Annotated in this window: 10 protein-coding genes, 1 tRNA gene and 1 other annotated feature; of the genes, 1 reads left to right on the forward strand and 10 read right to left on the reverse strand. The window is 49.3% G+C overall.

The genetic code is table 11. The features are described 5' to 3' along the window. Positions 1–52: 52 nt before the first annotated feature. Positions 53–126: transfer RNA gene (locus tag DXD92_RS00390), tRNA-Pro, on the reverse strand. 265 nt (positions 127–391) lie between these two features. Here DXD92_RS00390 and DXD92_RS00395 point away from each other — a divergent pair. Further along, the gene (locus DXD92_RS00395) at positions 392–748 is read left to right on the forward strand and encodes a sporulation initiation factor Spo0A C-terminal domain-containing protein (RefSeq protein WP_022462283.1); all 357 of its coding nucleotides are present in this window, start codon (positions 392–394) and stop codon (positions 746–748) included. Positions 749–905: 157 nt separating this feature from the next. Here the strand turns inward: DXD92_RS00395 and ilvC are convergent, their stop codons facing one another. The 9 genes from ilvC to DXD92_RS00440 all read right to left on the reverse strand — a co-directional run bounded on the left by ilvC (position 906) and on the right by DXD92_RS00440 (position 12,441). After that, a complete protein-coding gene (gene ilvC, locus DXD92_RS00400; protein WP_022462282.1) occupies positions 906–1,925 on the reverse strand; it encodes a ketol-acid reductoisomerase in 1,020 nt (339 codons plus the stop codon). 158 nt (positions 1,926–2,083) lie between these two features. After that, positions 2,084–2,590, reverse strand: a complete 507-nt coding sequence (gene ilvN, locus DXD92_RS00405; protein ID WP_022462281.1) for an acetolactate synthase small subunit — start codon at positions 2,588–2,590, stop codon at positions 2,084–2,086. 121 nt (positions 2,591–2,711) lie between these two features. Further along, positions 2,712–4,514 carry a glycoside hydrolase family 2 protein gene (locus DXD92_RS00410; RefSeq protein WP_117804051.1) on the reverse strand — a complete coding sequence of 601 codons (1,803 nt, stop codon included), beginning with the start codon at positions 4,512–4,514 and terminating at the stop codon, positions 2,712–2,714. A gap of 107 nt (positions 4,515–4,621) precedes the next feature. Next, on the reverse strand, positions 4,622–5,566 hold the full coding sequence (locus tag DXD92_RS00415) for an AEC family transporter (protein WP_118639889.1): 945 nt from the start codon (positions 5,564–5,566) through the stop codon (positions 4,622–4,624). Continuing rightward, on the reverse strand, positions 5,563–6,588 hold the full coding sequence (locus DXD92_RS00420; RefSeq protein WP_117804049.1) for an aldo/keto reductase: 1,026 nt from the start codon (positions 6,586–6,588) through the stop codon (positions 5,563–5,565). The genes DXD92_RS00415 and DXD92_RS00420 overlap by 4 nt, the downstream gene beginning before the upstream one ends. A 318-nt stretch (positions 6,589–6,906) precedes the next feature. Then, the gene (locus DXD92_RS00425; RefSeq protein ID WP_022461826.1) at positions 6,907–7,554 is read right to left on the reverse strand and encodes a histidine phosphatase family protein; all 648 of its coding nucleotides are present in this window, start codon (positions 7,552–7,554) and stop codon (positions 6,907–6,909) included. Positions 7,555–7,559: 5 nt separating this feature from the next. Continuing rightward, positions 7,560–10,004 carry a phenylalanine--tRNA ligase subunit beta gene (gene pheT / locus DXD92_RS00430; protein ID WP_118639890.1) on the reverse strand — a complete coding sequence of 815 codons (2,445 nt, stop codon included), beginning with the start codon at positions 10,002–10,004 and terminating at the stop codon, positions 7,560–7,562. 31 nt (positions 10,005–10,035) lie between these two features. Next, a complete protein-coding gene (gene pheS, locus DXD92_RS00435; protein ID WP_022461828.1) occupies positions 10,036–11,082 on the reverse strand; it encodes a phenylalanine--tRNA ligase subunit alpha in 1,047 nt (348 codons plus the stop codon). A gap of 164 nt (positions 11,083–11,246) precedes the next feature. After that, positions 11,247–11,499, reverse strand: a binding site (T-box leader). Positions 11,500–11,571: 72 nt separating this feature from the next. Further along, the gene (locus DXD92_RS00440; protein ID WP_055226442.1) at positions 11,572–12,441 is read right to left on the reverse strand and encodes a YihY/virulence factor BrkB family protein; all 870 of its coding nucleotides are present in this window, start codon (positions 12,439–12,441) and stop codon (positions 11,572–11,574) included. Positions 12,442–12,521 lie beyond the last annotated feature (80 nt).

Raw genomic sequence — 12,521 nt, forward strand, 5'->3', positions numbered from 1 at the left:
ACACGTCTTTGTCCGTAAGAAAAAAAGTGCCGTAAAACGACACTCTTACCGATCGGGGCAACAGGATTTGAACCTGCGACCTCACGGCCCCCAGCCGTGCGCGCTACCAAGCTACGCCATACCCCGTAATCATGTTTTCATTATACCAGCGAACTTCTGAAAAATCAATGTTATTTTTCCCTCTCCCGTTTCATTACATTCATTTCTTTATTTCGTGTCATATTCTCTTTTATTTTACTATATTGTCACTTTTTCTTTCTGAATATGTAATTTTTCGACGTTTTCCACGTATCATAAGTGAAAGGGGAAAATCGTATGCCATACAAACTTTCACCTCTGGCATGCCCGTCTGCAAAGACTATGTAAAAACTGAATAAAAGGAGACATCGTAATGGAAACTGAAATTTACTTTCTACTACACTCTTTAGGAATTGGTGCAAAATACCGCGGATTTCGCTATCTCGCCTATGGTATCGCTTTATGCATGGAAGACGAAGATTATCTCCTTCGGGTCAGCAAAACGCTGTACCCAAAGATCGCGCAAACGTTTCAGGTATCGTCCTCCTGCGTCGAACGAGACATCCGCACCGCTATTTCCGTCTGCTGGACCCGCGGAAACCGTGATCTGCTCTTTTCGCTTTCTGTGCATCCGGTTCTGACAAAACCGACCAATTCCGAATTTTTTGATATTTTAAGTTCTTATATCAAATACTACCGTGCTTTTCCTGCCTGTCGTCAGGAGGCATAAAAAAACGAATACAGAAAAGATAACACTTCCGCGCCCTATCATATTGGGGGATATGCATGGCGCGGAAGTGTTTTTTCTATGATAAAACGATAGAACGAAAAAAGGAGACTGCCCGCAAAGGCAGCCTCCCGATATGGATCATTTGACAGCAAACCGATTAGTTGTTGATCAGTTTGTCCTCGTTGCTCCAGCTGTACAGTTTTCTGACTTCTTCTCCGACTTTCTCTGACGGATGCTCTGCAGCTTTTCTTCTCATTGCACGGAAGTGAGCCTGTCCGCCTGCTGGGGACATATCCAGAAGGAAGTCTTTTGCGAAAGTACCATCCTGGATATCGGAAAGGATCTTCTTCATGGTCTTCTTGGTTTCTTCTGTGATGATCTTCGGTCCGGTGATGTAATCGCCGTACTCGGCTGTGTTGGAGATGGAGTATCTCATTCCGGAGAATCCCGACTGATAGATCAGGTCTACGATCAGTTTCATCTCATGGATGCACTCGAAGTATGCGTTTCTTGGGTCGTATCCAGCCTCGCACAGAGTCTCAAATCCAGCCTGCATCAGGGCGCATACACCGCCGCAGAGAACTGCCTGCTCACCGAACAGGTCTGTTTCGGTCTCAGTTCTGAAGGTTGTCTCCAGAAGACCAGCTCTTGCTCCGCCGATTCCAAGGCCGTAAGCCAGTGCTCTGTCCAGAGCTTTTCCGGTGTAATCCTGCTCAACAGCAACCAGGCAAGGAGTTCCTTTGCCAGCCTGATACTCGCTTCTTACTGTGTGGCCAGGTGCTTTCGGAGCGATCATAGCTACATCTACGTTCTTCGGAGGTACGATCTGTCCGAAGTGGATAGCGAAACCATGAGCGAACATCAGCATGTTGCCCTCTTCCAGGTTTGGCTCGATATCTTTTTTGTACATTGCAGCCTGTTTCTCATCGTTGATCAGGATCATGATGATATCAGCCTGTTTTGCAGCCTCAGCAGCGGTGTATACTTTGAATCCCTGTGCCTCTGCTTTTGCCCAGGATTTGCTGCCTTCATAAAGTCCAATAATAACATCACAGCCGGAATCTTTCAGGTTCAGTGCATGAGCATGTCCCTGGCTTCCGTAGCCGATAATTGCGATTTTTTTGCCTTCCAGTAAAGAGAGATTACAATCTTCCTGATAAAAAAGTCTTGCTGCCATTTTATTTTCCTCCATAATATATAGAATGTCTTGACCGGCGGCAGGTCGGTCAATTTATACAGCGAAAAGCATTTCTGCCTTTTGCTGTTTGTCAGGGAAATGAACTTTTCTATACAAAAATTTCATTCCTCTAGCAAACGTATGTAATGTGATCTGCGTTAATCGAGGTAACGCACATCGTGGGCTCCTCTGGAGAGTCCTGTCACTCCTGTTCTGGCCAGTTCCAGGATTTCGTATCCCTGTACCAGATTCAGGAACCCTTCGAGCTTTGACTGGTTTCCGGTCAGCTCTACAATCAGGCTTTCCTGTCCCACATCCACGATTCTTCCACGGAAGACATCGGAGATGGCGATGACATTGCGGCGTTCATTTTCATTCACACGGATTTTGACCAGCATCAGCTCTCGTCTGACACTCTCGTCCGGCTTCAGCTCTTTGATATCCCGCACATCGACAAGTTTTGCCAGCTGTTTTTTGATCTGCTCCAGAATCATTTCATCACTGCAGTACAGAACAACAGTCATTCTTGTGTATCGCGGGTCTGCTGTCACACCGGCGGTGATCGTCTCGATATTGTATCCGCGTCGGCTGAAAAGACCAGCTACTCTGCTTAAAAGTCCCGGCGTATTATCCACCAGCAGGGATAATGTTCTTTTCTGTTCCATAAACACCAACTTTCCTCCATCCGCAGGCGCCGCGGATTTTCAGCAATTTCTTACAACTTCCAACGCCTTATCCAATATATTAGCAACTTATCCTCACTTTGTCAACAAAAATTTTACCAAATTATTCTTTTGAGCAAAAATCTTTTGCCTCCTGTGGTTCCCATTTGCATACCTTCCGGTCATACGTAAGGATGCCGTTCGACTCCTCCTCGACATCGGTAAGCTGTGTGTAGACTGCTGCGGCAAGTCCCTGTTCTGTGAGTTCTCTTATCTTTTCTGCCAGTGCATTCATCGCTTTCTGGTACTGTGTCTGGTTCTGGTACGTGCGGTAGCCGAACGATTTTTCGGAGTAGAGATGCTCCTGTACCGGATACGTATAGCCGCCGTATTCAGAAAAAGCAAACGCGCGCTCCTCCGGTTTTACTTTTAACGGACGAAAGTAATTGTGAAGGCTCTTGATGTCCCCCGCTCCCTGATCGTACCAGCCGCTCGCGTGGTCGATCTGCCGCGTCGGATCGAGAGCGCGCACCATTTCTGTCATCTCCCTGGCATCAAACTGTCCCCATCCCTCGTTGAACAGAACCCAGAGCGACACGCACGGTGCATTGTAAAGCTGATGAACCGTCTCGCGGCACTCCCGCTTCCACCACTCTCTTCCCGTTTTTGAGGTCCGCGAAAAGAGCGGATAACAGTTATCCCTGAATTCCGTTGTCACAAACGGCAGTACGGTCGGAAGGTACAAAAGGAACGTCTGAATCGACCGGCCGCCGCCGTTGATCATATCCTGCCACACCAGCATACCGATATGGTCGCAGTGGGAATACCATCTTGCGCACTCAACTTTCAGGTGTTTCCGGATCATATTGAAACCGAGGCGTTTGGCCGTCTTAATGTCATAAACCATCGCCTCATCGGACGGCGGCGTGTAGAAGCTTTCCGGCCAATAACCCTGGTCGAGGACACCGTTCTGGAAATACGGCTTTCCGTTTAAGAGAAGACGCGTGATTCCTTTCTCATCTTTTCCAATGCCGAATTTGCGCATGCCGAAATAACTCTCGATGCGGTCTTCTCCCGCTTCAATGGAAACCCCATAGAGATGCGGATGTTCCGGGCTCCAGCCTGCAAAATTACCGAGAATCAGCTCCGCCTCGTTTTCTCTCGTCTCCCGGACGCAGATCACCTTCGCATCCGGCGCTTCGCTCTCCCGCACCGTAATTTTTTTCGTCAGTCCCGCATCCGGTCCGTTGAGGAAAACCCGTACTTTTACGCTCGCCGTATCATATTCCGGCGTGATCACGATGCGTTCCAGATACGTCTCCGGCACCCATTCCATCCAGACGCTCTGCCAGATGCCGCTCTGCGCGGTGTAAAACATGCCGCCCGGGGTAAGGCTCTGCTTTCCGCGGCCCTTCCAGTCCGTGTCCGTCTCATCGCGCACCTTGACGGCAAGCTCGTTCTCTCCCGTTTTGAGATACGGCGTAAGATCCACTGAAAAAGAAAGATACCCGCCGAGATGGCCTCCGGCACGCTTTCCGTTGCAGTAAATTACCGCATCCTGATCCACGGCGCCGAACTGCAGCAGCAGCCGTTTTCCGGCAGGAATTTTGGGAAGCTGAATCGTGCGGAAGTACCACAGATATTCTTTTGGAAGCAGCTGCCGCTTCACGCCGGACGCATCGCACTCCGGGGAAAACGGAACGAGAATTTTTCCGTCCCGCTGTTTTGGCATTTTCTGCGTTTCCGTGAACGCATACTCCCACCATCCGTTCAGATTTGTCCAGTTTTCCCGGCGCATCTGCGGACGCGGATATTCCGGAAACGGGAGCTCTTCTTCCGGATTTTTCCCAAATTCCGTAGAAAGGCGGAATTTTTTTCCTTCCTTTTTTCCAATCTGTAATGCTTTGACCGCATTTTTGAAGTCCATTCTTTTCCCTCTTTTTCTGATTTTTATGATTGATAAAAGCGTGCCCGGACAAAATCCCGGACACGCTTTTGGTGTACTGAAAATCAAAGCGGATATTCGCAATCCGGTTAGATAAACGCCAGCGTTTTCATCAGATACAGCCAGAACGTCAGCGTAAAGGCACTGCCGCACGTTGTGAGCATAACGGTGTTTGCCGTCAGACTTCCCTCATGACCCATATTTTTCGCCATGATAAAACTGCTCACCGTCGTTGCGGAACCCAGCATCACAAGGATTGCCACCAATTTTTCCTGACGGAAGCCAAGTATCACGGCGATCGGCAGAAAGACAGCTGCAAGACCGACCAGCTTAATCGCAGCTGCAGCAATCGACGGCCGGATATTCTTTGCCGCGCTCTTTGCCTCAAACGACGCACCCATCGCAATCAGGCCGAGCGGCGTTGCAAGTACCGCAATATTCTGCACCGTTTTCTGCAGAATCACCGGCTTTGGAATGCGAAGCACCGACCAGAGAAGTCCTGCAACGATCCCGAGGATAATCGGGTTTGTCACGATATTTTTCGCCGTCTTTTTCACAAAATCTGCCGTGATCTCCTCCCGTTCCGGACCGAATACCGCAAGAACGACAACCGCCATGATATTATACAGCGGCACACTGCTGATGATCATCAGCGGCGCCATGCCGGAATTTCCGTAGATATTCTGGATAAAGGCAATACCAAGGATCGCCGCACTGCTCCGGTACGCCGCCTGGATAAATTCGCCTCTTGCACTTCTCTCTTTTAAGAGATGGGAAAGTCCCCATACCGCAAGAATTGAGAGCAGTGTTGCAAAGAAGCAGAACAGAACGAATTTGATATCCCACACAGCGGAGAAATCAGAATCCGACAGGTCCTGGAACAGCAGCACCGGGAGTGCGATTTTAAACACAAATTTGTTCATTTTGCCTGTGAACGATTCGTCCAGAATACCAACCTTTCGAAAGAAAAGTCCCAAAATCATTGTCAGGAAGATCGGCATCGTCGCGTTCAGGCTGAAGATCAGATTACTCATACCAGTGTTTTTCCTGCCAGTACATTTTTATAATCTTCGTAGTTCTCTTCGAGAAGCTTCGGCGTATTCAGACCGTAGGGACATTTCTTCATGCAGGCGCCGCAGTGGAGACAACCTTCGATTTTCTTCATCATCGCCTGGCCGCGCTCGGTGAGCTGGTTGGCGGACGGGGAACGGCGCAGAAGCAGGCTCATGCGCGCGCAGGTGTTAATCTCAATGCCTGCCGGACATGGCATACAGTAACCGCAGCCGCGGCAGAAGTTGCCGGAGAGCTCTTTCTGGTCTTTCTCGATGATCGTCTTGATTTCATCCGTCATGGCAGGCGGACAGGCAATGTAGCTTAAAAACTCGTCCAGCTCTTTTTCTCTCTGGACGCCCCAGATCGGAAGCACGTTGTCGTACTGATCTTCAAAAGCATATGCAGCCGCGGAGTTTGTGATCAGCCCGCCCGAGAGCGCTTTCATTGCGATAAAGCCGATATTTTTCTCTTTGCATCCCTGTACCAGTGCTTTCTCACGGTCCGTTGCCAGATAGCAGAACGGGAACTGCAGCGTCTCGTAAAGACCGGACTCGATGATCTCCTCTGCCACGCTCATGCGGTGGTTCGTGATACCGATGTGGCGGATTTTTCCCTGTGCTTTTGCTTCCAGCATCGCCTCATACAGGCCGGTTCCATCTCCCGGCTTAGGACAGAAGGACGGATTGTGGAACTGATAGATATCGATGTAATCCGTCTTCAAAAGGGAAAGGCTTGTCTCCAGATCCTTCCAGAACCCCTCCACATCCTTTGCCATCGTCTTCGTAGAGATAAAGACCTTCTCACGCATTTTCTCAAACGCTGCGCCTAATTTTTCCTCGCTGTCGCTGTATGCACGCGCGGTATCAAAAAAGCGGATGCCTCCGTCATACGCTTTGCGCAGCAGATAAACAGCGTCTTCTTTCGTGACACGCTGTACCGGCAGCGCGCCGAAGCCGTTCTTGTTTACACAGATTCCTGTACTTCCCAGTGTTACCATGGACATACTTATGTTCCTCCTTTTTCGCTTTCATTGTTTCAACTCACAGTCGGTATTTCACGGAGTCTGACATGTCGAAAATAGTTCGACTGTGACTTGCCTCATGTCTGTGGAGGATACCGATTTCTCTCCGCCCGCCAATGCCGTTATGTTTCTTTTAGCAATTCATCCCACCGCTTCAGAAACGGGGGACTTCTTGTCTACTGGTGTTAAAATCCGTTATTTCTATAGTATCACACTTTCTGTCAGACGGCAAACGCGATTTAAAGAGGCAGGCACAAAGGGAAATACTTTCCTTTTATGTCTGCCTCTGAATATCATTTTTTATTTTACTTCTTTATAAAAGTTTACGCAGTCCGACGGATCATAATAGATTTTATTATCCGCAAGCAGCGTGGAAACACCGTTCTGTACTTCGATGATGCTGACCGCACAGTTGTACGGCACGCCGCCGTGCCAGAAGTCGTTCTTGTCTTCATAGACATTGCGCAGCAGCGCACGCATGCAGCAGCCGTGGGTGGCGATCAGGATCGTCTTGTCCTGGAGCTCCGGTTTTGCAGTCAGCTCATGATAGAACGCTTCTGCCCGGTCGCAGACTTCCTGGATCGTCTCTCCGTCTCCCGCCGGGCAGAAGTGGAACGGATCTCTGTAAAAATCGTCGAAGTGTTCAGACGGAATCTCAAAATTGTTTGCCCGGCATCCAAGCCCTTCCCAGGAGCCAAAGGAAAGCTCCATCAGGCGGTCGTCGGTCGTAAGCGGCACATTTCTGCCCGCAAGGACGAGCTCTGCCGTGTGCTTTGCGCGGCGCAGTGGACTGGAAATTCCAAGGTCAAACGGGATATTTTTCAGTCCTTCCGCCGTCACTTTCGCCAGACGGACACCGTTCTCATTCAGCTCGGTGTCCGTCTGGCCCTGCAGTCTGCCTTCTACGTTCCACGCAGTTTCACCGTGGCGTATGATATAAAGTTTCATAAAAATCAGCCTCTCAGTTCGATGTTGAACTCATTCTGCAGTTTCTTGCAGATCTTCTCGACAAATTTCTGTACTTTTTCGAAGTCAAATGCTTCTTCCTTCGGTGCAAAGGTGACGGTGAACGCCATGCTCTTCTTGCCTTCCGGAATCTGGCCGCCCTCGTAAACATCGAACAGACGGATCTCTTTTACGTATTTGTTTGCCTCGCGGATGCAGTTCTCTACATCGCCGCAGCTGATGTTTTTGTCCATGACAAATGCCAGGTCACGTTTCTCCTCCTGGAATTTGGAGATCGGCTGGAAGGTGCGTTTTTTGCCGTACCATCTGGAGAGCTCTTTTAAGTCAAGCTCCATGATGTAAGCGGAAGTACGCATGCTCAGCTCGTTCTGGATATCGTATGCTGCTTTTCCGAAGTATCCGATTTCTGTACCCTCGCAGAGTACTTTCACTGCCTGATACGGATGCAGGAAGGATTTCTGAACCGGCTCGTAGGTGAACTCAATGTCCATGCTCTCGGCGATGGTGTTGGCGATGCCCTTCATAGTGAAGAAGCTCTCGTTGTTTCCGAAGGTTCCGACGCAGAGAACTTTTCTCTCATCCGGGTAGGATGTCAGCGGCAGGGACTCCGGAATGTAGATGCTTGCTACCTCGAACAGTCTTCCTTCAAGGGTGCCCTGTTTCTCATTTCTGGAAATGGCATTCAGCATGGAAGCTGCCAGTGTGGTACGCATCAGGGACAGATCCTGGTTGATCGGGTTGATGATCTCGATGGCATTTCTCTCTTTTGCATCTGCCGGCAGTTTCAAAAGATCCAGATCTGCAGGGGAGAAGAAGGAGTAATGCATGCACTCGTAGATACCCATGGTGCATAAGGTATTCTTCAGTGCCAGCTCGCCTTTCTGCTCTTCATTGTAGCCGCCCATCGTTACCTGTGCAGCGGAAAGGAAGGTATCGGTTACGTGATCGTAGCCGTACATACGGATGACTTCCTCTGCCACGTCCGGATAGCGCTCGACATCGTTCTCTCCCTCCGGCAGCATATCCTCACGGTAAGCCGGAACCTGGATGGTCAGCTCATCGCCGTTGATTTCCGGTGCAAAGTTCAGGTTTTTCATAATGCGGAGAATCTCTGCTTCCGGAACTTCGATACCGAGTACGCCGTTTACTTTGCTGACACTGACGGTCATCGGAGTCGGATCGATGGAGTTTCCGGTGTTCACATCGAAATGGGTACGGGAAACTTTACCGCAGCCAAGCTCTTCCATCAGATGCAGCGCACGTTTCATACCAAGTACGGTTGAATACTCGTCCACGCCTTTCTCATATCTTGCACTGGCATCCGTCGCTTTTCCAAGCGCACGGGCTGTCTTTCTGACGTTGTCGCGTGCGAATTTTGCGGACTCAAACATAACAGCCTCTGTCGTGTCGCGGATCTCGGAGTTTAAGCCTCCCATGACACCGGCAAGTGCAACCGGTTTTACGCCGTCGCAGATCACGAGGTTGTTCTCATTCATTGTATATTCCTGCTCATCGAGGGTCACAATCTTTTCATTTTCTTTTGCTCTTCTGACACAGATTTCATTGCCTTCCAGATAAGAGCAGTCAAAAGCATGCATCGGCTGGCCGATCTCTTTTAAGACGTAGTTTGTGATATCAACCACGTTGGAGATCGCGGACATGCCGACGAGTGCCAGACGGCGTTTCATCCATGCCGGGGACTCTCCGATTTTTACGTCATATACGTAATGAGCGCTGTAACGCGGGCAGAGTTCCGGAGCTTCCACGCGGACAGAGAAGCCTTCTTTTTCCACATCCGTCTCGGTGTAATCGGTTGCCGGCATTTTTAAAGGTTTTTCCAGCATCGCCGATACTTCTCTTGCGATACCGAGGATACTCTGGCAGTCCGGTCTGTTTGCAGTCAGGGAGATATCAAAGATCCAGTCGTCAAGACCTGTCAGCTCTTTGACATCTGCGCCAAGCTCGGCATCTTTCGGCAGAACAAGCAGTCCGTTGTAGCCTGCGCCCGGGTACAGATCCTCGGTAAGGCCGAGCTCCACGCCGGAGCAGAGCATTCCGCAGGACTCATATCCTCTTAATTTTCCTTTTTTGATGGTCATAACACCCTCGATGGTCTTATGATCCTTTGCTGTTGCATAAACAGAAGCGCCAGGAAGGGCAACCGGGAATTTTCCGCCGGTGTGCACGTTGTCTGCGCCGCAGCAGATCTGCATGGTGCCGTGTTCTCCTGCATTTACCTGGCACACATGAAGATTGGTCTCCGGGATCGGCTCGCAGCCCTCCACCAGACCGACAACAACATTGCTGATGTCTTTTCCCACCTGATAACGCTCTTCTACTTCAAAACCGCCGTCGAACAGTTTTTTCTCCAGTTCTTCCGGGGTAACATCGATATCTACATATTCTTTCAGCCAACTTAACGGTACTAACATATTAAACCTCCAAATTCAAACTGTTTCGTCTTTATTTCTCGTTAATCTGATTTAAAACCCGCAGATCGGAACCGAATAACAGTTTGATGTTGTTGATTCCGTATTTCAGCATGGCGATACGCTCCAGGCCGATGCCAAAAGCGAAGCCGCTGTACTCTTCTGAATCAATGCCGCAGTTCTCCAGCACGCGTTTGTTTACGATACCTGCTCCAAGGACCTCGATCCAGCCGGTTCCCTTGCAGAGGCTGCATCCTTTTCCGCCGCAGGCGAAGCAGCTGCAGTCTACCTCAACGGACGGCTCCGTGAACGGGAAGTAAGATGGACGAAGACGTGTTGTCGTTCCCTCGCCGTAGATCTTCTGTACGAGTACGTCGAGCATTCCTTTCAGGTCGCAGAGGGTGATGTTTTTGTCGACAACGAGTCCCTCCATCTGATGGAACATCGGAGAATGGGTTGCGTCGTCATCAGACCGAAAAACACGTCCCGGGGAAAGGATCTTGATCGGCGGCTTTTTGTTTTCCATGACATGAATCTGGCCTGCCGATGTCTGGGTACGAAGCAGGAATTCCGGGGAGAGATAGAAGGTATCCTGCATATCTCTTGCCGGGTGATCCTGTGGTGTATTCAGTGCAGTAAAGTTGTAGTAATCGGTCTCGATTTCTCTTCCCTCGTATACCTCAAAGCCCATGCCTGCAAAGATGTCGATGAGCTGTTTGCGGATCAAGGTAACCGGATGAAGGTTTCCGATCGCTGTCTCTTCTGCCGGAAGGGTCAGGTCGATTTTCTCGGACTCATATTTCTTCTGCAGCTCGCGCTCTTTCATCTCCTCTTCCACTTTCTGGAAGCGGCCAAGCGCCCACTCTTTTAACTCATTGACGGATTTACCGTAGTTTGCGCGCTCTTCCGGGGCAATGTTTTTCATTTCTTTCATCAGCCCGCTGATCTTACTTTTCTTTCCTTCCAGATACTCGCTCTTAAATTCATACAGTTCTTTGGAGCTTTTCAGCTCTTCCAGTCCATTTTCAATCTTCTGTTTTAATTCAGACAGATGGCCGGTTAATACACTTTTTTCCTGCATTTGACTCTCCTACTTTCTTTTTCTTGCTTGTTTGATGGTAAATGTGAAAAACAGTCAGATACCCCGCTGCAAACAGCGGAGCATCTGATTTTCGTGGCAGTCGCCAAATATCCATGCAAGCATGGCTGTCTGGCTCGTTGCTCACAAAAAAAGACCCCGCCCCACAAAGGGACGAGATCTGAAATTTCGCGGTACCACCCTGATTTCTGCAGATACTTCCTGCAGACACTCATAACCGGTGCTGTAACGTACACCAAACGTCTGTCCCTACTTGCATTTCCAGTATTCTGCTATACGTTCCGGACATCTGCTCCAATGCGAAATTTGAAATATTCCTGAACCTGAAGGAGCTTGCAGCCGATGACTCCCTCTCTCTGGCGGAAAAAATATTTCTCTGAACATCTTCACAGCATTTTTCCTGTTAGATTATTTATAAAACTTTCATAAACAATATTTATTGTACCGTCTTGACCCCCGGATGTCAAGCCATTATTTTCCCGCTTCTTTATTCGTCTCTTTATTTTCCATAAAATGCTCGATCGCCGCGTTCTGCAGTTTCCGCAGTTTATCCTCAAAATACGCGTTGATCTCCGCGCCGATCAGAAGGATCCACATGCAGAAATACATCCAGATCATGATAAACACGATCATCGTCAGACTGCCGTACATATTGGACGCCGCAAGCGCGATGTCGAGGTACATGGAAAATGCAAGGGAAAAAATAGACCAGGCAAGGGATGAGATCAGTGCGCCCGGGCACTGGCTCTTAAAGCTCGCCTTCCGGTTTGGAATACATTTATACAGTACAAGAAACAGAAGAGCCAGCACGCCTGTCGTGATCAGGGTACGCATTCCCATGATAGAGGATGTCACACGCGCCACCATCGGCAGATGTTCCGTCAGCTTATTCTGAATGCGGGTTCCGAAGACCAGAAGCACCAGACTGGTGAGGAATGCAACGACAAATATCAAGGTATATGCCATGCCCCGCAGCCGGTTGATGATGTAATTACGTGTCTCTGTTACGTGATAAATGCTGTTCAGCCCATTTGTCAGCGCCGCAATGCCCTTTCCCGCCGACCACAGCGTTGTGATGATCGTAATCGGCATATAAGCAACGGACTGATAAAAGATCTCATTTACAATACCGCCCACGTAGCTCTGAAACTCCGTGGGCAGCATATTGATCAGAACGCTGTAAACATCGTCGCGCGTCAGCGGCGTATATTTTACAAGCGTAACAACCAGAAGAACAAACGGAATAAAGGAAAGAAGAATGAAATACGCACTCTGCGCTGCATAAGCACCGACATGGTCCTCATTCAGGCGCTTCATAAAACCGCGGATTGTTTTTATCATCTGGCAAAACCGCCTTTTCTTTGTTTTCGTGAATCTATCCCATTCTTGCACATATATCGTACTTCAGGATAGCCTACAAA

The organism is Blautia sp. TM10-2 (assembly GCF_003480845.1).
Taxonomy (GTDB): domain Bacteria; phylum Bacillota; class Clostridia; order Lachnospirales; family Lachnospiraceae; genus Fusicatenibacter; species Fusicatenibacter saccharivorans.

Bases quoted from the DNA above. Each gene is read 5' to 3' on its own strand.
- DXD92_RS00410 (WP_117804051.1), bottom strand. From the start codon at position 4,514: ATGGACTTCAAAAATGCGGTCAAAGCATTACAGATTGGAAAAAAGGAA.
- DXD92_RS00420 (WP_117804049.1), bottom strand. From the start codon at position 6,588: ATGTCCATGGTAACACTGGGAAGTACAGGAATCTGTGTAAACAAGAAC.
- DXD92_RS00440 (WP_055226442.1), bottom strand. From the start codon at position 12,441: ATGATAAAAACAATCCGCGGTTTTATGAAGCGCCTGAATGAGGACCAT.
- pheS (WP_022461828.1), bottom strand. From the start codon at position 11,082: ATGCAGGAAAAAAGTGTATTAACCGGCCATCTGTCTGAATTAAAACAG.
- pheT (WP_118639890.1), bottom strand. From the start codon at position 10,004: ATGTTAGTACCGTTAAGTTGGCTGAAAGAATATGTAGATATCGATGTT.
- ilvC (WP_022462282.1), bottom strand. From the start codon at position 1,925: ATGGCAGCAAGACTTTTTTATCAGGAAGATTGTAATCTCTCTTTACTG.
- DXD92_RS00415 (WP_118639889.1), bottom strand. From the start codon at position 5,566: ATGAGTAATCTGATCTTCAGCCTGAACGCGACGATGCCGATCTTCCTG.
- ilvN (WP_022462281.1), bottom strand. From the start codon at position 2,590: ATGGAACAGAAAAGAACATTATCCCTGCTGGTGGATAATACGCCGGGA.
- DXD92_RS00425 (WP_022461826.1), bottom strand. From the start codon at position 7,554: ATGAAACTTTATATCATACGCCACGGTGAAACTGCGTGGAACGTAGAA.
- DXD92_RS00395 (WP_022462283.1), top strand. From the start codon at position 392: ATGGAAACTGAAATTTACTTTCTACTACACTCTTTAGGAATTGGTGCA.